This is a genomic window from Pseudofrankia sp. EUN1h, from assembly GCF_001854645.1.
In the GTDB taxonomy this organism is placed as follows: domain Bacteria; phylum Actinomycetota; class Actinomycetes; order Frankiales; family Frankiaceae; genus Pseudofrankia; species Pseudofrankia saprophytica.
The window spans coordinates 1-19823 of record NZ_MBLN01000054.1 but is presented as its reverse complement, the minus strand read 5'-3'; the positions used below and the strand labels follow the sequence as shown (position 1 = coordinate 19823).

The following is a 19823-nucleotide window of genomic DNA, read 5'->3' as shown; positions in this document are numbered from 1 at the left end:
CTCGTCACTAGGTTCGTGGTGTGTCACCTGAGCCTTCGGCGCCGGCCCCGGCCGGCGGGCGGCAGGGCAGCTTCGACGAGCTGGGCCGGCCGCTGCGGGACGTCACGTTCGTCGTGTTCGACCTGGAGACGACCGGCACCGGGCCGGCCGAGTCCGAGATCACCGAGTTCGGCGCGGTGAAGGTCCGCGGCGGCGAGGTCGTGGCCGAGTTCGCCACCCTGGTACGCACGTCCGACGGGGTGCCGCCGCTGATCACCGTACTGACCGGGATCACCGACGCGATGCTCGCGACCGCGCCGGCGCTGGCGGAGGTGCTGCCGGCGTTCCTGGAGTTCAGCCGCGACGCCGTGCTCGTCGCGCACAACGCGCCCTTCGACCTGAGCTTCCTCAAGGCGGCCTGCGAACGCGTCGGCTATCCCGTCCCCGCCTGGGAGCACCTGGACACCGCCCGGCTGGCCCGGCGGATCGTGACCCGCGACGAGAGCCCCAACAACAAGCTGTCGTCGCTTGCCCAGCTGTTCGGGGCCCGCACCGAGCCGTGCCACCGCGCGCTCTCAGACGCCCGCGCCACCGTGGACGTCCTGCATGGCCTGTTCGAGCGGCTCGGCAACCTGGGCGTGACGACGCTGGAGGACGTCCACGAGTACAGCGCCCGGGTGTCCCCCGCACAGCGGCGCAAGCGCACCCTCGCCGACGATCTGCCCACCGGCCCCGGGGTCTACCTGTTCCGCGACGGCTCCGGTCGGGTGCTCTACGTCGGCAAGTCCGCGTCGGTGYGGGCCCGCGTGCGCAACTACTTCACCGCGAGCGAGACGCGCACCCGGATGGCCGAGATGGTCGCGGCCGCCGAGCGGGTGGACGCGATCGAGTGCGCGCACGCGCTCGAGGCGGAGGTGCGCGAGCTGCGCCTGATCGCCCAGCACAAGCCGCCCTACAACCGCCGGTCCCGGTTCCCGGAGCGGGTGGTGTTCCTCCGGCTCACCGACGAGCCGTTCCCCCGCCTCTCCCAGGTCCGCGCGGTCCGGGACGACGGCGGCACCTACCTCGGCCCGTTCGGCGCCGCGGCCGGCGCGGAGCTCGCCGCCGACGGGCTGCTGGAGGCGGTGGCGCTGCGCCGCTGCGGCGGGCGGCTCTCGCCGCGGCGAACGAGCCCGGCCTGCGCGCTGGCGGAGCTGGGCAAGTGCGGCGCGCCCTGCGACGGGCGGCAGTCCCTGGAGGAGTACGCCGCCGTGGTGGCCACGGCCAGGGAGGCGATGGCGGGCGACCCCGCGGTCGTCGTCGCCGCCGCGCACGCGCGGATCGGCCGGCTGGCCGCCCAGCAGCGGTTCGAGGAGGCCGCGGTCGTCCGGGACCGGATGGCTTCGTTCGTGCGGGCCGCCGCCCGCCACCAACGACTGGCGGTTCTGGGCGCGATCCCGGAGCTGGTGGGCGCCGTCCCCACCGCCGACCGCGGCTGGGACCTCGCCGTCGTCCGCCATGGCCGGCTCGCCGCCGCGGCGACCGTGGCCCGCGGCGTCGACCCGCGCCCCTGGGTGGACGCCGTCGTCGCCACCGCCGAGACGGTGCGACCTGGCCCCGGGCCCACCCCGGCCGCGTCCGCCGCCGAGATGGAGCGGATCGAGCGCTGGTTGTCCACCCCCGGAGCCCGCCTCGTGCAGCTCGCGGGTACCTGGGCCTGGCCCGCCGCCGGCGCGGCCCGCGCCGCGTCCGAACTCCCCGAGCGGGCCCCGGCCCCATCTGCCCCGTCGGGCCCCCGCACCGACCGCCGCATGGCCCACCAGCCCGGGCACCCGCGCCGCCCCTCCTAGCCCGGGTGCGGCGCGTCCTGTCAGACGTGAGGGGCACGGAAGGGTGCTCGTCGCGCCCCTGACGTAGGACAGGGTGCGGGTGCGGGTGCGGGTGGTGCTCTGTGCGCCCTTGGCGTGGGCGTGGCGTTGCCGTTGCTGTGGGTGAGGAGGGAGGCATCAGGTTCCGAGCTCGCCGCCCATCGCGGCTCGGGGGTCAACTGGGCTCTTCTGTGGATACACGTCGATTGTCCACAGGGCCACGGCTCTGCATGGACAAGAAGATCGAACGGAACGACCCTCAGGGTGTGTCCAGAAGATCAGCCCAGTCGGACTCGGCGGCGATGCGGCTCGTCGGGCGGGTGGCCGAGGGGCAGAGCGGGATGGTCACCTATGCGCAGGCGATGGAGACCGGGCTGACCCGACAGGAGATCCGGACGTTCGTTCGCCGGGGCTGGTGGGAGCGCCCGGTACGCGGCGCCTACATCATCAGGTCGATCGCCGACCGAGTCGATCCGCCCGGCCATCCCGGCCAGTGCGCCCGGCTGCGCCCGCGGGTGCTGGCCGCACTCGCCACCCATCCGGATGCCGTCGTCTGCGGCATCACGGCGGCTCGGATGCTCGGTTTCGGCTCGGTCGTGGACGCGGCCGACGACGAGCCGGTGCATCTGTTGGTCCCCGACCGCGGGAGCCGGCGTTCAGCACGCGGAGTGGTCCTCGTGCCGCGACGCGGCGCGCCGCCGCCCGAGGACGTCGTCGTCCTGTCGGGCATACCGATGACCTCACCGGCCCTGACCCTGGCGGATCTCGTCCTCATCGCTGACACCCGGGAGGACGCGGTGAGCCTCATGGACGCGGCCCTGCGGTCCGGGACGCTGGTCGACGTGACGCCGGCACGCGCCGCGAGCGCCGGGCGGCCCGGATGCCGGCGTGTCGCCCCCTGGTGGGCCCTGGCCGACGGACGGTCGGAGTCCGTGTTGGAGACACGCACCCGCCTCCTTCTGGTCGATCATGACCTCGCGCCCGAAGAGCTGCAGTACCCGGTCTGGGACGACCGCATCAGGTTTGTGGCTCGGGTGGACCTTGCCTACCCGCGCGACCGGGTCGCCGTAGAGGCGGATGGAGCCCGATTCCACGGCAGCGGCGGAGGCGGAGGCGCGAAAGTTGGTCCATCCAGTCCGAGTCCGCCCCGCCCTGGAACAACTCAAGACGGCGACGCCCACGGCTTGGAGCCTCTCTTCCGCGACCGCCGCCGGCAGAACGCGCTCACGAGGCTCGGCTGGAAGATCGTGCGCGTCACCTGGGCCGACGTGACGAACCACCCGCGCCAGGTGATCGGCGACATCCAGGGCACCCTCCGGACCCGGCGCTCCTAGCTCGTGTCCGACGCCGTGGCGCGTCCCGTCAGACGCCAGGGGCACTGAAGGGTGCTCCTTGCGCCCCTGATGTCTGACAGGACGCGGGACGCGAGACGCATGAGATGGAGAGAGAGGGTCGGGAGGGAGGCGCGGCTCTGGACGGGTGAGGCCGGGCCTCGGGTCCTGGGAGGCCAGAGCTCCCGAGGAAAGCCAGGAGCCCCGAGAAACCGGAGTTCCGGGGAAGCCAGAGGTTCGGGGAAAGCCCGAGGTTCCGGGAAGCCGAAAGGGGCGCGCTCAGGCGAGCGCGCCCCTTTCGGGTGGGTCAGGTCCGGCGACCGGTGGGTGTCAGTGGCGGGGGGCGCCGCCGACCGGTTCCTCGCCGCCTTCGGCCTTCTCCTCGGTGAAGAAGCCGGTGACGGCCTTGCGGGCCCGGGTGCCGATGCCGCCCTTGGCATGCCCGTTGCCGTTGGCGTGACCCGCGGCCGGCAGCTCGAAGCGATGCGTCGGCACGATCGGGTAGTCGGGCACCGGGTCCGGCTTGGGCCGGTGGTCCTCGACGAACTCGCCGGTCGGCAGCTGCCGGATGATCCCGGTCTCGATGCCGTGGTGGGCGATGTCGTGATCCCGCTTGTTGAGCGAGATGCAGATCATCTTGGTGACCTTGTACGCGATCGGCGGGACGATGATGATCCCGACGCGGCCGGCCCAGGTCATCGCGTTCAGCGAGATGCTGAACGTCTTCGCGAGGACGTCGTTGCCACCCGAGATCAGCAGCACCAGGTAGAAGCTGATCGACATGGCGCCGATCGCGGTGCGGGTCGGCGCCTCCCGCGGCCGCTGCAGCAGGTTGTGCGACTCGCGGTCCCCGGTGAACTTCGACTCGAGCCACGGCCACAACGCCAGCAGCGTGAACAGGATGCCGGGCAGGATCACCGTCGGCCAGAACACGGCGGCGACCGTGTGCCCGAACCCGCGGAACTCCCAGGGCGGCATGAGACGCGTCGAGCCGTCCAGGAAGCCGATGTAGAAGTCCGGCTGGGACGCCGAGCTGACCTTCGACGGGTCGTACGGGCCGAACACCCAGATCGGGTTGATCTGCGCGAGGCCGCCCAGCAGCGCCAGCATCGCGAAGACCATCATGAAGAACCCGCCGGACTTCACCGCGAACACCGGGAACACCCGGTGGCCGATGACGTTGTCCTCGGTCTTGCCCGGGCCGGGGAAGTCGGTGTGTTTCTGGTACCAGAGGATGCCCAGGTGCGCGCCGACGAGCGCCAACAGGAGGCCCGGTATCAGCAGGATGTGCGCGACGTAGAGCCGGGGCAGGAAGTCCGTACCGGGCCATTCGCCGTTGAACACCAGKAACGACGCCCAGGTGCCGATGATCGGGATCGACTGGGCGATCGACGAGGCGATCCGCAGGCCGGTKCCGGAGAGCAGGTCGTCCGGCAGCGAGTAGCCGGCGAAGCCCTCGAAGATGCCCATGACCAGCAGGCCGACGCCGATCAGCCAGTTGACCTCACGCGGCTTGCGGTACGCACCGGTGAAGAACACCCGGAACAGGTGGACCATCATCGCCGCGACGAACAGCAGCGCCGCCCAGTGGTGGATCTGGCGGAAGACCAGCCCGGCCCGGGTGTCGAAGCTGATGTCCAAGGTCGACGCGTACGCCCGGCTCATCTCCACGCCCTTGAGCGGGACGTACGAGCCGTTGTAGATGACCTCGGTGTTGCTCGGGTCGAAGAACAGCGTCAGGTAGATCCCGGTCAGCAGCAGGATGATGAAGCTGTAGAGCGCGATCTCACCGATCATGAACGACCAGTGGTCGGGGAAGACCTTGTTCAGGTTCTCCCGCAGCGCCCGCTGGGTGTGGAACCGCTCGTCCACCGCCCGGTTGGCCTTGCGGACCGGGCTCGGCCGCTTCGCGAGCTTCGGGGCGGCCGCGGGCTGGCCGGCAGGCCCGGTCGTCGTCGTCATGAGCGCTCCCAGAACGCGGGCCCGATCGGCTCAGTGTAGTCGCCGTTCTTGGCGATGAGGTAGCCCTCACCGTCGACGCCGAGCGCGAGCTGCGGCAGCGACCGGCTGGCCGGGCCGAAGATGGCGCGGCAACCGTCCGGCACGTCGAAGACCGACTGGTGGCACGGGCAGAGCAGGTGGTGGGTCTGCTGCTCGTAGAGGCTGACCGGGCAGCCGGCGTGCGAGCAGATCTTCGAGTAGGCGACCAGGCCGGCCAGGTCCCAGTTCTCCCGACCGGGCCGAGGCTTGTTGATGCCCGGCTCGAGACGGACCAGGATCGTGGCGCTGTCGGCCTTGGCGTGCAGGTCGAGCTGGGGCTCGAATTTCGTGGAGCCGCCCGCGTCCTTGATGGGCACCGCCGGGAAGACGGTCTCGATGCCGCCGATGGAGATGTCGCCGAGCTTGACGAACCGTCCCTCGCCGGTGACCATCCGCGCGCCCTTCACCCAGTGGGTGTGGTCGAGCTTCTTACCCGGCTTGGCGTTCGTGAGGTTCAGCAGCGGCACCACCGCGAGGCCGCCGAGCACGGCGCCGGCGCCGAGCAGGCTGCGGCGCACCAGCTTGAACCGGCCCAAGCCCATGGCGTCGAAACCGAGGGCCACCTCCTCCTCGAGGACCGCCGTCTCGACGTCGGTGCTCTTGAAGGAGTGCCGCTCCTGGACGGCCTGCTCGTGCGGCATCAGCCGCTTGGCCCACAGGATCATCCCGACGCCGAGGCCGCCGACCGCGAGCGCGATCCCGAGACCCAGGCACGGGGTGTAGTACGCCTTGTGCTTGTCGCCCACGAAGTTGGCGACGATGAAGCCAAGCGTTCCGATCACCGAGACGGTGAACCAGAGCGCGATCAGCCGCTCCGCGCGCCGCTCGGCACGCCGGTCGACGTCCTCGGCCCGAGGCGGGCGGGGCGTGACGCTCGCGTGCCGCCAGGAGGTGTGCTCCTCCAACTGCGTGGAGTCGGTCGGAGCCGGCGGGGTGCCCAGCACCTCGGGGCCCTCCGGGATCCCGGAGCCGCCGCTCCCGCTGGCCGGCCCGCTCCCGCCGGCCGGCTCGCCCCCGGCCGGGCGCTTCACCCGGTCGAAGACGCTCTCACCCCCGGTGGGGGTGTCGTCCTGCTCGCTCATACTTTCTGCCTCGCTCCGATCCACAGGCACACGCCGAGCAGGCCGCCGATACCGATCAGCCAGGCGAGCAGGCCCTCCGGGACGGGGCCGTAGCTGCCCAGCTTGTGACCACCGGGGCTGGGGGTGTCGCGGTTCATGATGATGTAGGCCGCGATCGCCTTGGCGCCCTCGTCATCGACCTGGCCGGAGCCGAACACCGGCATCGACTCGGGACCGACACGCATGGCCTCGACGATCTGCTCCGGCGTCGCGTCGGTCAGCGCCGGGGCGTACTTGCCGTAGGTCAGCGGAGCGCCCTGGCCCGCGGACTGGTGGCACTGCGCGCAGTTCGCCCGGTAGAGCTCGCCGCCGTAGGTCAGGTCCGCGTCGGCGAGGTCCTCCTTGCTGATCTCCGGCGTGGTGGTGCCGCCGCCGAGCGTCTGGATGTAGGCCGCGAGCTGGTCGATCTGCGTCTCCGAGTAGCTCGGGTCCTTGCGCTCGGCCTGGGCGCCCGGGTGCGCGAGCGGCATGCGCCCGGTGGACACCTGGAAGTCGACCGCAGCGGAGCCGACGCCGATCAGGCTAGGGCCGGAGACCGTGCCGGCCGCGTTGATCCCGTGGCAGGTCGAGCAGCCCTGCAGGTAGAGGGCGCGACCCTCGCGGACCGCCGCGTTGTCGGCCGAGTCCGCCGCGCTGCCGCTGGGCGCCAGCACCGACCACAGCACGCCCGTGGCCATGAGGGCGAGCGAGAGGACGAGCGTTGACGAGCGGCGCCGACGGCGCGCGCTGGCCGGGCGACGAGACGAGCGGGAGGTCCTGGTGACCAGCCGGCCGCGCACCCCCGCGAGCGGCGCGGGCGTGTCCGCCGCCTGCTCCGCGGCGTCGCGCCCCTCGGCATCCGTCACCTCGGCGTCCAGGTCCCCGGCGTCCAGGTCTTCGGCCACCTCGGCGTCCAGGTCCTCGATGTCCGGCTCGGTCACCGCGAGCGCTGACGCCGTGGCCGTGTCGCCGCCCACCCCGGTCGCCGCCACCTCAACCGCCTCGGCCACGTCACTCACCTCCGCCGCCTCGGGCACGCCGGTCGACACGGTCGCCGCGGCCGCCTCGGCGGCGGGACCGGTGGGCTCGGCCATGTTCTCGTTGCCGGTGGATGCAGTCATGTCGCTCACTGGAGGAGGTAGATGGTCGCGAACAGGCCGATCCAGACGACGTCGACGAAGTGCCAGTAGTACGACACGACGATCGCCGAGGTCGCCTTCTCCGGCGTGAAGCGCCCGAAGGTCGACCTGGCCAGGACCATGAGGAAGGCGATCAGACCGCCGATCACGTGCAGACCGTGGAAGCCGCTGGTCAGGTAGTACACCGAGCCGTAGGCGTGCGAGTTCAGCCCGAACTCGTTCTCCCGGAAGAACTCGTTCGCCTGGCCGAGGACGAAGACCAGGCCCATGACGAACGAGATCGTGTACCAGCGACGCAGCCCGAACACGTCGCCCCGCTCCGCGGCGAACACGCCGAGCTGGCAGGTGACGCTGGACAGCACCAGGATCACGGTGAAGACCAGCGCATAGGCGACGTGCAGGTGCACTGGGCCGATCTCGGAACCAGCCGGATCACCGGTCGTAGGCGGCCAGTTGCCGCTGTTGACCGAACGGATCGTGTAGTACATCGCGAAGAGCGCCGCGAAGAACATCAGCTCCGACGACAGCCACACCACGGTGCCAACCGAGACCATCGACGGACGGTTGGCCATGGGATGTGGGGGCGGAGCCTTCTCGAGGACGGGTGCCGTGGCCACGTCGGTCATTCTGGCACGCGCTGGCGCAAGCGCCACCGAAGGTTCGACGTTCGGTAGGACTACGGCCCGTCGAGGAGCCGCCGACCCACCTCCTACGGCTAGTAGAAGACTGTCCGATGGCCCTTCTGAGCTAGGTAGGACGCGCCCCGGCCAGCGCAGACACCTCCACCGCACACCGGAGACACTGCGGCAAAAATCTCCCAAAACCGAGGCCCTACCGGCGCCTCGCTCCCGCCGAGCCCGTCACGCGGGGCGGCCCGGTCGACGCCCACCCTCGATCCGCCGGACCAGGTTGCAGATGTGCCGCGACTCACGGCCCCTCCCGCCCATCGGGCGGGATGGTTGGTGCCAGTTCGCCCTGGAACACAGCCAGGGTCGAGGCAGAAGGTTGTCGCCGGTTCGCTCCGTGCGGACCAAACGATCTAGCAGGTCGAGGCAGAAGGTTGTCGCCGGTTCGCTCCGTGCGGGCGGCGCGCTACGGCCCCTTACTCGCTTCGCTCCCAAGGGACCTCCGCGCGCCGTCCTCCTCCGCTCACGGGCGCTACGGCGACCTCGCTGCGGCCCGACCCCGGTCGCTTCGCTCCGGGGCCGGGCCTCCGCGAGGCGCGCCTCCGCGCCCGCACGGTCACCTGCCGCTGCACGTCACGTACCCGCAGCAGGCCCGTCCGTGGGGCCACTTCGCTGCGCTCGTGGAGTGCCTAACAGGGGTGAAGACCGTCACGAGCGAAGCGAAGTGCTCAGACGGGCGTTGTGGTTGCGGGCTGGTGACTCACAGCGAAAAGCAACCGCGCTGGCGCGGAGGCGCGCCTCGCGGAGGCCCGGCCCACGAGCGAAGCGACGTGGGCCGGGCCGCAGCGAGGTCGCCGCAGCGCACGTTCGCGGAGGAGGACACCGCGCGGAGTGGTCGTCCGAGCCGCCAGGCGAGGACGGCCGCGGAGCGCGGTGCCCGCACGGAGCGAACCAATGTCACAGCCTGAGGTCCGCGATGAGGCTCTTGCGGGTCGGGCCCTCGATGGGGGTGGAGTCRCTGTAGGCCTCGTGGTCGACGGCGAGCTCGACCGGGACCTCGGGGTCGCGGAACTTGTCGCGCTGCTCGTCGGTCAGCGGGAACCGGAACATGTGCACCGAGACGGTCTCGCTTGGCGTGTCCGGGTCCTCGTCGACGCCGCGGATCTCCTCGGCCGGCGCGCGCTCCCCGTCGATCTCCAGGGCGATCGCGTTCTGCAGGCCGGCGAGGTGCGCCAGCTCCTCGCGCACCGACTCGGTGGCCCGCAGCTCGACGAACATGGTCGCCGTCAGCGCGTGGCTGGACGGCATCAGCCGCCCGTAGACCTCGACCTCGTGCGCGACGTCGGTCCGCTCGGTCAGCCGCTCTGTGTAGACCATCTCCTGCACCTGGTAACGCAGCGTGTCCAGGTTCTCGAACTCGAACGCGATGAGGTCGCCGACGCGGACCCGCCGCTCGGCACGCACCGGGATCATCCGTTTGCGCGCCTCGGCGCGGCTGGCCGCATAGGCCTGGTGGTCGGTGGTGATGTCGTCGACGGTCAGCGTCATCGGTAACCCCCTGGATGCGGGCGGCGTGGCCGCCCGGCTCGCGGTCCGATCCTGGCCCAGGTGACTGGCCCAGGTGATACGTGCCACGAGCGTGCCGCCCGCACGCATACGTGACCCCGGGCGGGTGCCGGCCCGGCCACGGGCAGGCACCGGTCGTGGGAAAGCGTGGGGCCGGGGCCCGGGCGGCGGCGACGGTATCCGTGTCGCCGCGCCCGGAGTCCCGGCCCGGATGGTGCTGGTGCGCACCGGTCGGCTTGGCCGCGGGCCGCGCGCTGGCGGTGAAGCCGCGCGCCGCCCACAGCCTTCAGCCGGTGTGGCGTGCCGAGGGCTAGGCGTTCTCCTCGGCCAGGACGGCGTCGAGGGCCTTCTGGAACCGGCCGGCGTGGGTCTTCTCGGCCCGGGCCAGCGTGGCGAACCAGTCGGCGATCTCCTCGAAGCCCTCCTCGCGGGCGTCCTTGGCGAAGCCCGGGTACATCGCGGTGAACTCGTAGGTCTCGCCGGCGACGGCCGAGGCCAGGTTCTTGGAGGTGTCGCCGACCGGCGCGTCGGTCGCAGGGTCGCCGACCTCGGCCAGGAAGTCCATGTGGCCGAAGGCGTGGCCGGTCTCACCCTCCGCGGTGTCGCGGAACAGCGAGGCCGCGTCGGTCAGGCCCTCGATGTCGGCACGACGCGCGAAGTACAGGTAGCGGCGGTTGGCCTGGCTCTCGCCGGCGAACGCCTCCTTGAGGTTCGCGTGCGTCTTGGTGCCCTCGAGCTTCGGCATACGTGCTCCTTCGATTCGTTTCGAGTTGAGGTGGGTCGGTCGGTGCCCTTGGTCCCTACTCGGGCCTCAGGCCCCCCTGTCCGCACTCGGATCGGGCACGGCGCCGGCTGACGCCACGCACTCCGGGCAGAGGCCGCGGAACTGCAGGTCGTAGCCGGTGATGGAGAAACCCGAGTTCCGAGCGATCTCCGCCACCATCCCGCGCGGGATGGGGTGGTCGATGTCGACCGCGCGTCCGCACCGGTCACAGACCGCGTGGTCATGGCGGTCGGTGTTGGCGTCATAGCGGGCGGCAACTCCAGCGCCCAGGTTGAGCTCCAGGGCGTGCCCGGTGTCGACCAGCAGCGCGAGCGAGCGGTAGACGGTCGCGCTCCCGATGCCCGGCGCGACCGCACGCACCCGCTCGTACACCTCGGACGCGGTCGGATGGTCGTGCGCCGCCCGCAGCACCGCCAGCACGGCGGCACGCTGGGGAGTCAGCCGTAGCTCCTGCTCCCGGTTCGGCACGCGTCACCTCCTTCGCGCCATGGCGGGCCGGTCGGCTGGTTCCTCCCGGCCGAACCAGGCCGGCTGAACCAGACGATTTCTGAGAACGAGTCTCAGTATCGATTCCTCGACTGACGGGTGACAAACGGCCGAGTGGTGAGCTGGGTCTCATGGCCTGGACCGCGGCGGGTCTCCGGGCTGGGCAGACCGTATCGCGCCTGGTCCGATACCCTCGCACCGGATTCCCTGTCGTCGTGGTGTTCGCCACGCCATGCCGGCGCCCCGGTTGTCACGGGCGCCGGCGGACGCGGCGAGTGGTCAGGCCAGGCTGGCATGCCGGCCTGGCCGGCGCCGGCGCCGTCGGCCAGCCGCGACGGACGGGGCGCCGCCCCGCCGCCCAACGCGGCGGTACCTCGGAGCGAAAGGCCGCGCAGGACATGAGCACCGTCCTGGTGTACGCCGACCGGGCTGACGTGCGCGAGCGCGTCAAGGCGGCCATCGGCACCCTCCCCGACCAGCAGCTCGGCGAGATCGAGTTCGTCGACGTGGCCGACGGCCGCGATCTGGTGACCGCCGTCGACCGCGGTGAGGCGGATCTCTGCGTCCTGGACGCGGAGGCCACCCCCGAAGGCGGGATGGGGCTGTCTCGCCAGCTGAAGAACGAGATCACCGACTGCCCACCCACGATCCTCCTGGTGGCGCGCCAGGACGACCGGTGGCTCGCGACGTGGTCGCTGGCGGACGCTGTGGTGACCCACCCGGTCGACCCGGAGGAGCTGACGGCCGCCGTCGTCGGCCTGCTGCGGGCCAGGGCCTCCGGGGCACCCGTCCGCCGGCCGGTCACCTACGCGGCGCACGGAACGTCCGAGCGGTGACGCCCTCGGCGCCGTCGCCGGCCGAGCAGACCTGGCCCGACCTGCTGCACGCGCTGCTGTCCGGCCAGGACCTCGCGGCGGAGCAGGCCAGCTGGGCGATGAACGAGATCATGTCCGGCGCGGCCAGCCCCGCGCGGGTCGCCGCGTTCGTCGTCGCGCTGCGCGCCAAGGGCGAGACCGCGGCCGAGATCGGCGGCATGGTCGCCTCGATGCTCGACTTCGCCCTCCCCGTGCACGCCGACGCGTCGTTGCTCGCCGCCGCCGTCGACACATGTGGCACCGGCGGCGACCGGTCGCACACGGTCAACCTGTCGACGATGGCGGCGATCGTCGCCGCCGCCGCCGGCGTCCCGGTCGTCAAGCACGGCAACCGGGCGTCGTCGTCGTCGTGCGGCTCGGCGGACCTGCTCGAGGAGCTCGGCGTCGTGATCGAGCTCTCGGCGGCGGGGGTGGCGTCGACGCTCGCCGAGGCGGGGATCGCGTTCTGCTTCGCGCGGGCGTTCCACCCGGCCATGCGCCACGTGGGGGCGGTGCGCGCCGAGCTCGGGGTGCCGACGGCGTTCAACATTCTCGGGCCGCTCACGAACCCCGCCAGGCCCGGCGCGCAGTCGCTCGGCGTCGCCGATGCCCGGCTCGCGCCGGTGATGGCGCAGGTGCTCGCGGACCGCGGCACCCGGGCGCTGGTGTTCCGTGGCGACGACGGGCTGGACGAGCTGTCCCCGTCCGCGCCGTCGACGATCTGGGTGACCAGCGGGGACGGCGAGCTGCGGACGGAGCGCTTCGACCCGCGCGACGTCGGCATCGACGTGGCGGATCGCCAGGCACTGCGCGGAGCTGACGCGCCGTTCAACGCAGGGGTGACCCGCGCGGTGCTCGCCGGCAAGCCAGGCCCGGTGCGCGACGCGGTACTGCTCGCCTCGGCCGCGGCGATCGTCGCGGCCGAGGGGCCGACCAGCCAGCCGGTGACGGAACAGATCCGCCCGCAGCTCGAACGCGCCGCCGCGGCCGTCGACTCCGGCGCCGCCACCGCCGTCCTCGAGCGTTGGGCAGCCGCCAGCCAGACCGCCGCTCGCGACCAGGCGGCGGCTGTCAGCCAGGCGGCCGCCGGTTCCTAGTGCCCGACCGCTGGCCGGGTCGGCCGCCTTCGCTAGGCTCGTCTTCATGATCGACGACGTGCGGGACCAGATCGTCTACGAGCCCAGGCGTGACGGGCGGCCCGACCCGGGCGAGGTGGTGTGGGCGTGGGTGCCCTTCGAGGACGACCCGAGCCAGGGCAAGGACCGGCCGGTGTTGCTGATCGGCACCCGCGGTGACCAGCTGCTCGGCCTGATGCTCACCAGCAAGGACCACGACCGGGACGCCCAGCAGGAAGCCCACTACGGCCGCCACTGGATGGACGTCGGCACCGGCGGCTGGGACCGCGAGGGTCGGCCGAGCGAGGTCCGCCTCGACCGGCTGCTCGTGCTCGACCCCGAGGTGGTTCGGCGCGAGGGCGCCGCCCTGCGCGAGGGCGTCTTCGACGAGGTGGTCGCCGCCGCCCGTCGGTTCCACTCCTGACCGTCCGGCGCGGCTCCGGCGGGCTCCGGCGCGGCCAGGCTCGCCGTCCCGGCCACGGCTCGGACGCCGGGCCCCTGACAGCGCGAAGCACGAAGGCCTGGCTGGTTGGCACGAAAACTTTCGTGCCAACCAGCCAGGCCTTCTAGTACCCGGCGTCGAGCTCGCTAGTCCTAGTCCTCGGGGACCGGCGGGTGCCAGTAGTTCTCGAAGACCAGGCAGGTCGCGAAGAACACGGTCATCAGGCCGCCGATCAGGGCGAGCCAGATGCCGAAGATGAAGCCCGACACGAGAAGGGTGGCGCTGGCGGCGATGAAGAACGGGTAGTAGCTGCCCGGGGTGAAGTGCCCGAGCTCGCCCGCGCCGTCCGCGACCTCCGCGTCGGGAAGATCCTGCGGGCGCATCCCGATCCGCCGGCCGGTGAACAGCAGGTAGCCACCGACCAGGAAGCCCATGCCCCCGGTCAGGGCCAGCGCCGCGGTACCCGTCGGGTCTTGCGAGTAGATCCAGTAAATGATGTCGACGATCACGGCGAACACGCCGATGATGCTGAAGACGTAGCCTTCTACCCTCATGCCGCGGCCGCCTTAGCTGCTCAGTTCCGGAGTGGCGCGCTGCTCTATCGCCCCGCCCGTGGCGTACGCCGGGTGGTGCAGGTCGAAGGCGGGACGCTCGGAGCGGATCCGCGGYAGYGACAGGAAGTTGTGCCGCGGCGGCGGGCAGGATGTGGCCCACTCCAGCGAGTTGCTGAAGCCCCACGGGTCGTCGACCTTGACGATCCGGCCCTTCTTGTACGAATGCCACAGGTTGTACATGAACGGCAGGGTCGACAGCGCCAGGAGGAACGCGCCCGCCGTCGAGAAGGTGTTCAGCGTGGTGAAGCCGTCGTCCGGGCCGTAGTCGGCGTACCGGCGAGGCATGCCCTTGATGCCCAGCCAGTGCTGCACCAGGAAGGTCATGTGGAAGCCGAAGAACAGCGTCCAGAAATGGATCTTCCCGATGCGCTCGTTCATCAGCCGGCCGGTGACCTTCGGGAACCAGAAGTAGACGCCGGAGTAGGCGGCGAACACGACCGACCCGAACACCACGTAGTGGAAGTGGGCGACGACGAAGTAGCTGTCGGAGACGTGGAAGTCGATCGGCGGGCTGGCGAGCAGCACACCGGTCAGGCCACCGAACAGGAACGTCACCAGGAAGCCGAGGGCGAACAGCATCGGCGTCTCGAAGGTGAGCGAGCCGCGCCACATCGTGCCGATCCAGTTGAAGAACTTGACCCCGGTGGGCACCGCGATCAGGAACGACAGGAAGGCGAAGAACGGCAGCAGCACCGCGCCGGTGACGAACATGTGGTGCGCCCAGACCGAGATCGACAGCGCGCCGATGCCGATGGTCGCGAAGACCAGGCCCTTGTAGCCGAACAACGGTTTACGGGAGAAGACCGGTAGTACCTCGGTGATGATCCCGAAGAACGGCAGGGCGATGATGTAGACCTCGGGATGCCCGAAGAACCAGAACAGGTGCTGCCAGAGGATCGCGCCGCCGTTGGCCGCGTCGAAGACGTGCGCGCCGAACCGGCGGTCGGCCTCCAGCGCGAACAGCGCCGCCGCCAGCGGCGGGAAGGCGACCAGCACCAGGATCGACGTCACCAGGAAGTTCCAGCAGAAGATCGGCATCCGGAACATCGTCATGCCGGGCGCGCGCAGGCACAGGATCGTGGTGATCATGTTGACGCCGCCGAGGATGGTGCCCATACCTGACGTCGCCAGGCCCAGCACCCACAGGTCGCCGCCGACGCCGGGCGAGTAGGTGGCGCTGTTCAGCGGCGCGTAGGCGAACCAGCCGAACGCCGCGGCGCCGTCCGGCGTCAGGAAGCCGGCGACCACCGTCAGGCTGCCGAACAGGAACAGCCAGTACGACAGCGCGTTCAGCCGCGGGAACGCGACGTCCGGCGAGCCGATCTGCAGGGGGATCAGGTAGTTCGCGAACGCGAAGGCCAGCGGCGTCGCGAACATCAGCAGCATCAGCGTGCCGTGGATCGTGAACAGCTGGTTGTACTGCTCGTTCGACAGGAACTGCAGGCCCGGCCGCGCGAGCTCGGCCCGCATGAACATCGCCAGGATGCCGGCGAAGGCGAAGAACGCGAACGAGGTCAGGAAGTACATGAGGGCGATGTCCTTGTGGGACGTCGTCCGCAGGTAGCCCAGGAGGCTGTTCACCGCCTTGGGCGGCGCCTCGTCGGCCGGCGGGCCCGCGTGCCCGACCGGCGGCTCGTGCACAAGCGTCACTGTCCGCTCCCGGAGGTCGTGCCGCTGCCGGCAGTGGTGAGCGCGGGAGTGCCGGCGGCCGCGGCGCTCGCCGCCGTACGCTCCGCGATGAACTTGTCGTACTGGTCGGCGGGGACGACGTTGACGTAGAAGTTCATCTTGTCGTGGTCCGCGCCACAGAGCTCGGCGCAGCGGCCGATGAACGTCCCCGTCTTGGTCGGCGTGACCTCGAACGTGTTGATCCGGCCCGGCACGACGTCCCGCTTGAACAGGAACTCCGGCACCCAGAACGAGTGGATGACGTCCGGCGAGGTCAGCACGAACTGCACGGAGCGTCCCTCGGGCAGCACCAGCACGGCCGGCTGGCCGGGCTGGCCGGTCACCTCGACGACGCTGCCRCCGCTCTTGCCGGTGTCGGTGTAGCGGAACTGCCAGTTCCAGCGGAAGCCGACCACGTTCACCGTGACGTCCKGGTTGGCGGAGACCTTGTCAATCTCGGTCTCGTCCCGGGCGGTGTAGTAGAACAGCCCGGCGACGATCACCAGCGGCACCACCGTGTACAGCACCTCGACGGGGAGGTTGTACCGGACCTGGCGAGGCAGGACCTCCGACCGCTTCCGGAACGCGATGATCGCGTAGAAGATCAGCCCCCAGACCAGCACACCGACCGCGAGCGCGGCGACGGCCGAGCCCTTCCACAGGTTCAGGATGCGGGGGGTCTGGTTGGTCACCCCGTCCGGGAAGCCGAAGTTCGGCACGCCGCAGGCGGTCGCGGTCAGTGCGAGCACGACGAGACCGGCACCGAGCCGGGTCACCCGGCCGGCGCGCCCGCGGCGATGACTACTACGACCCACGCCGACGGCACGCCCGCCGTCCGCGAGGGCTGGCTCGCCCGCGGTGCCGGTGGCCGCGCCGCCTGTCGGCGCGACGCCGTCCCGGCCACCTCCACTGCCCCCGGACGAGGCCATGACACCGTCATGGACCCCGGCCCGGGACAGCATGGGCGGGCGTTCGACGCCCGCCGCACCCGTGTCCGCGCGCGCCGGCCGGGTCCGACCGAAGGAACTCCTCACCAGGTCCTGCCTCCCACGACTACGTCGGCCCGGGACACGCAAAGATGGGTCACCTGGGCCGGCGCACGGTCTTCGACACGCTGTAGATGCTGCGACGGGAGCGTATCCCAGCCGACGTCACGGTTCTCGGCAGAGGCCCTCCCACGCCGGGCTTCATACGAATCGATCCCGAGGAAGAAGACGCAGCGTAACGATCATTTACGAACAGTCGCCGAACTCGGGCTTTCCACCCCTGCCCGCAGGTCCGGCAGGCCCATCAATGTGACCCACCCAACGCCACCGACCTGGCCCGATCGGCGTTTCCTCCCGGCCCGATTGGCATCTGCGGCCTGACCCGGCCGGCATCCCCTCCTGGCCTGGTCGGCATCCCGTCCTGGCCCGATCGGCGTCACCGGCGTCGCCCCGGCCATCGCCTCGCCCATTGGCAGTCAGGGCGGTAGCGCCGCGATCAGCGCAGGGGGCGGAAAAGGTCGTAGCGTCGGGGTGTGCCGGCCTATCTCGACCACGCGTCGACGACCCCGCTGCACCCCGCCGCCCGCGCGGCGCTGCTGGCGGCGCTCGACGACGGCTGGGCCGACCCGGCCCGGCTCTACCGGGAGGGCCGCCGCGCACGGATGCTGCTGGACGCGGCGCGCGAGACCGTCGCCGGGGTGCTCGGCGCGCGGGCGGATGAGGTCTCCTTCTGCTCCAGCGGCACGGCGGCCGCCCACCTGGCCGTGCTCGGCACCGCGACCGCGCGCCGGCGCGCCGGCGACCTGGTGCTGGTCAGCGCGGTCGAGCACTCGAGCGTGCTGCACGCGGCCGAGCGGCACGAACGGGCCGGTGGCCGCACCCACACGCTCGAGGTGGACCGTCACGGCCGGGTGGACCCGGCGAGCTGCGTACCCCCGCCGGGCACCGCGCTCGTCTCGGTGCAGCACGCCAACCACGAGGTCGGCACCATCCAGCCGGTGGCGGCGGTGGCCGAGGCGTTGCGCGCGGCCATCCCCCTGCACACCGACGCCGCGATGACCGTCGGGCGCATACCGGTGGACATCACCGCGCTGGGCGCGGACCTGCTGACGGCGAGCGCGCACAAGTTCGGCGGCCCGGCGGGTGTCGGGATCCTGGTGGTGCGCGCCGGTACCCGCTGGGTGAATCCGATGCCGGCCGATGAGCGCGAGGCGGGCCGGGCGGCCGGATTCCCCAACCTGCCAGCGATCGTGGCGGCCGCGGCGGCGCTGCACGCGCGAGCCGGCGAGCTCGACGCCGAACGGGACCGGCTGGGCGCGCTCACCGCCGCGCTGCGCGCCCGGCTGCCGGTGCTGGTCGACGACGTCGAACTGCTCGGCGACCCGGACCCAGCCGGCCGGCTGCCGAACCTGGTCGCCTTCTCCTGTCTCTACGTCGCGGGCGAGGCGCTGCTCGGCGAACTGGACCGGGCGGGAATCGCGGTCAGCAGCGGCTCGAGCTGTACGTCGGACTCACTCACCCCGAGCCACGTGCTGGTCGCGATGGGCGCCCTGTCCCACGGGAACGTGCGGGTCTCGTTCGGCCGCGACTCCACCGCCGCGGACCTCTCGGCCCTGCTGGACGTCCTGCCCGGCGCCGTCACCGCGATCCGTGAACGCGTCGGCGCGGTAGGCCTGTAGACGGCGCGGCCACGGACGCGGATGCGACGGAAGACAACAGAAGCGGGAAGACGAGGAAGGTGGGCGCATCGGCATGAGCGGCGCTGATCCGGGCCCGGCACCGGGCGCTCCGGACGTGGTGGTGGATGCGCTGGGCCGGCGGTGCCCGCTGCCGATCATCGACCTGGCCAAGCGGTTCGGCGACGTGCCTGTCGGCGGCACGGTCGAGCTGCTGGCCAACGACCCGGCAGCGACGGCCGACGTCGCCGCCTGGTGCCGCCTGCGCGGTCAGCAGCTACTAGGCGCCCGTGACCTGCCCACCGGGCAGGCATACCTCATCCGCCGGACACGCTGACGGGCCGACCGAGCGCGCTGGCGGACGACGTCGAGTGGCGCTCACCGTTGCTCCGCATGGGCGACGGCGGACCGGATCGGCCGCCGCCGCCACGCCACCCGGCGCGCCCGACCGTCAGGACTTCGGCAGGTAGTCCTTGATCTCGGCGGCGGCCTCGGCACCATAGGCCTCGGTGAACCGCTTGAGCAGCTCGGCCTCGTCGGCCTCGTAGTCCTGCGGCCCGATGGTCTCGAGCACCAGCGTCGCCAGCAGGCAGCMGAGCTGGGCGGACCGCTCCAGCGACAGGTCCCAGGAACGTCCGGCGAAGAAGCCGGCGCGGAACGCGTCGCCGACGCCGGTCGGGTCCGGGGTGTCACGCGCCGGGACCACCGGCACCTGGATCGAGGTGCCGTCCTCGGCGCGCTCGATACGCACGCCGTTTGCGCCAAGCGTGGTGATCCGGGTGTCGACCCGGGAGAGCAGGTCGGCATCCGACCAGCCGGTCTTCTGCTCCAGCAGGGCCTTCTCGTACTCGTTGCAGAGCAGGTAGGCGGCGCCGTCGACCAGCCGGCGGACGTCCTCGCCGTCCATCCGGGCGAGCTGCTGGGACGGGTCGGCGGCGAACGCGTAGCCGCGCTCGCGGCACTCGTCGGTGTGCCGGTGCATCGCCTCGGGGTCGTTCGGGCTGATGATCACGAGATCGAGGCCGCCGAACCGGCCGGCGACCGGGGCGAGCTCGATGTTGCGTGCCTCGGACATGGCGCCCGGGTAGAACGAGGCGATCTGGCACAGGGCGTCGTCGGTCGTGCAGACGAAGCGGGCCGTGTGCGCGAGATCGCTCACGCGCACCGACGCCGTGTCCACGCCGTGCCGGTCGAGCCAGGATCGATAGTCGGCGAAGTCCTCACCGACCGCCCCGACCAGGATCGGGTGCAGGCCGAGCCGGCCCAACCCGTAGCTGATGTTGGCCGCGACCCCGCCGCGCCGGATGACCAGCTCGTCGACGAGGAAGGACAGCGATACCCGCTCGAGCTGCTCGGCGATCAACTGATCGGCGAACCGCCCGGGGAAGCGCATGAGGTGATCGGTCGCGATGGACCCGGTGACGGCAATACGCACGATGCCCAAGCCTAGCGCTGTGACTCTGGTTCGCTCCGTCCGGGCGGCGCGCTCCGGCCCCTTACTCGCTTCGCTCCCAAGGGACCTCCGCGCGCCGTCCTCCTCCGCTCACGGGCGCTACGGCGACCTCCGCTG

The 19823-nt window shown here is 71.5% G+C and carries 18 protein-coding genes; 7 read left to right on the top strand and 11 right to left on the bottom strand.

The window, feature by feature from the left end; all coding sequences use genetic code 11:
• The first annotated feature begins 20 nt into the window (after window positions 1-20).
• Both BCD49_RS18115 and BCD49_RS18110 read left to right on the top strand, forming a co-directional pair.
• The gene (locus BCD49_RS18115) at window positions 21-1808 is read left to right on the top strand and encodes a DEDD exonuclease domain-containing protein (protein ID WP_071041711.1); all 1788 of its coding nucleotides are present in this window, start codon (window positions 21-23) and stop codon (window positions 1806-1808) included.
• Between the two features lie 284 nt (window positions 1809-2092).
• Window positions 2093-3160 (top strand): type IV toxin-antitoxin system AbiEi family antitoxin domain-containing protein, encoded by a 1068-nt coding sequence (locus BCD49_RS18110; RefSeq protein ID WP_157845329.1) that lies wholly within the window; start codon window positions 2093-2095, stop codon window positions 3158-3160.
• A 327-nt stretch (window positions 3161-3487) separates the two neighbouring features.
• Here BCD49_RS18110 and qcrB read toward each other — a convergent pair whose 3' ends face one another.
• From qcrB to BCD49_RS18075, 7 genes are all read right to left on the bottom strand, one after another.
• Window positions 3488-5119: a cytochrome bc1 complex cytochrome b subunit gene (gene qcrB / locus BCD49_RS18105; protein WP_071041710.1), complete on the bottom strand. Its 1632-nt coding sequence runs from the start codon at window positions 5117-5119 to the stop codon at window positions 3488-3490.
• Entirely contained in the window at window positions 5116-6279 is a 1164-nt protein-coding gene (qcrA, locus tag BCD49_RS18100; protein ID WP_007516294.1) for a cytochrome bc1 complex Rieske iron-sulfur subunit, read from the bottom strand. Before qcrA ends, qcrB begins: the two co-directional genes overlap by 4 nt.
• Complete coding sequence (gene qcrC, locus BCD49_RS18095; protein WP_335341696.1) at window positions 6276-7418, bottom strand: cytochrome bc1 complex diheme cytochrome c subunit; 1143 nt, start codon at window positions 7416-7418, stop codon at window positions 6276-6278. The genes qcrA and qcrC overlap by 4 nt, the downstream gene beginning before the upstream one ends.
• Before the next feature lie 5 nt (window positions 7419-7423).
• Window positions 7424-8062, bottom strand: coding sequence for an aa3-type cytochrome oxidase subunit III (gene ctaE, locus BCD49_RS18090; RefSeq protein WP_027141331.1), 639 nt, complete (start codon window positions 8060-8062; stop codon window positions 7424-7426).
• Window positions 8063-9019: 957 nt separating this feature from the next.
• Complete coding sequence (locus BCD49_RS18085; RefSeq protein ID WP_007516290.1) at window positions 9020-9610, bottom strand: DUF3501 family protein; 591 nt, start codon at window positions 9608-9610, stop codon at window positions 9020-9022.
• Window positions 9611-9938: 328 nt separating this feature from the next.
• Window positions 9939-10373: a rubrerythrin family protein gene (locus BCD49_RS18080; protein WP_007516289.1), complete on the bottom strand. Its 435-nt coding sequence runs from the start codon at window positions 10371-10373 to the stop codon at window positions 9939-9941.
• A 66-nt stretch (window positions 10374-10439) separates the two neighbouring features.
• Window positions 10440-10880 carry a Fur family transcriptional regulator gene (locus BCD49_RS18075; RefSeq protein WP_007516288.1) on the bottom strand — a complete coding sequence of 147 codons (441 nt, stop codon included), beginning with the start codon at window positions 10878-10880 and terminating at the stop codon, window positions 10440-10442.
• 416 nt (window positions 10881-11296) lie between these two features.
• Between BCD49_RS18075 and BCD49_RS18070 the strand changes: the two genes are divergently transcribed.
• The 3 genes from BCD49_RS18070 to BCD49_RS18060 are packed head-to-tail and all read left to right on the top strand — an operon-like array spanning window position 11297 to window position 13291.
• Window positions 11297-11734, top strand: coding sequence for a response regulator transcription factor (locus BCD49_RS18070; protein ID WP_007516287.1), 438 nt, complete (start codon window positions 11297-11299; stop codon window positions 11732-11734).
• Window positions 11731-12849: an anthranilate phosphoribosyltransferase gene (gene trpD, locus BCD49_RS18065; protein WP_007516286.1), complete on the top strand. Its 1119-nt coding sequence runs from the start codon at window positions 11731-11733 to the stop codon at window positions 12847-12849. Before BCD49_RS18070 ends, trpD begins: the two co-directional genes overlap by 4 nt.
• A gap of 46 nt (window positions 12850-12895) precedes the next feature.
• A complete protein-coding gene (locus BCD49_RS18060) occupies window positions 12896-13291 on the top strand; it encodes a type II toxin-antitoxin system PemK/MazF family toxin (protein ID WP_007516285.1) in 396 nt (131 codons plus the stop codon).
• 170 nt (window positions 13292-13461) lie between these two features.
• Here the strand turns inward: BCD49_RS18060 and BCD49_RS18055 are convergent, their stop codons facing one another.
• Genes BCD49_RS18055 through ctaC form a run of 3 tightly spaced genes read right to left on the bottom strand, consistent with a single transcriptional unit; the run spans window position 13462 to window position 16625 of the window.
• Window positions 13462-13863, bottom strand: coding sequence for a cytochrome c oxidase subunit 4 (locus BCD49_RS18055; RefSeq protein WP_007516284.1), 402 nt, complete (start codon window positions 13861-13863; stop codon window positions 13462-13464).
• A 12-nt stretch (window positions 13864-13875) separates the two neighbouring features.
• Window positions 13876-15573, bottom strand: coding sequence for an aa3-type cytochrome oxidase subunit I (gene ctaD, locus BCD49_RS18050; protein ID WP_007516283.1), 1698 nt, complete (start codon window positions 15571-15573; stop codon window positions 13876-13878).
• Window positions 15570-16625 (bottom strand): aa3-type cytochrome oxidase subunit II, encoded by a 1056-nt coding sequence (gene ctaC, locus BCD49_RS18045; RefSeq protein WP_083401534.1) that lies wholly within the window; start codon window positions 16623-16625, stop codon window positions 15570-15572. The genes ctaD and ctaC overlap by 4 nt, the downstream gene beginning before the upstream one ends.
• A 485-nt stretch (window positions 16626-17110) precedes the next feature.
• On the opposite strand from ctaC, the gene BCD49_RS18040 reads away from it, so the two are divergent.
• Both BCD49_RS18040 and BCD49_RS18035 read left to right on the top strand, forming a co-directional pair.
• Window positions 17111-18256 (top strand): cysteine desulfurase family protein, encoded by a 1146-nt coding sequence (locus BCD49_RS18040; protein WP_007516281.1) that lies wholly within the window; start codon window positions 17111-17113, stop codon window positions 18254-18256.
• A 73-nt stretch (window positions 18257-18329) separates the two neighbouring features.
• A complete protein-coding gene (locus BCD49_RS18035) occupies window positions 18330-18590 on the top strand; it encodes a sulfurtransferase TusA family protein (RefSeq protein ID WP_007516280.1) in 261 nt (86 codons plus the stop codon).
• 114 nt (window positions 18591-18704) lie between these two features.
• Here BCD49_RS18035 and BCD49_RS18030 read toward each other — a convergent pair whose 3' ends face one another.
• On the bottom strand, window positions 18705-19688 hold the full coding sequence (locus BCD49_RS18030; RefSeq protein ID WP_071041745.1) for a carbohydrate kinase family protein: 984 nt from the start codon (window positions 19686-19688) through the stop codon (window positions 18705-18707).
• Window positions 19689-19823: the final 135 nt, after the last annotated feature.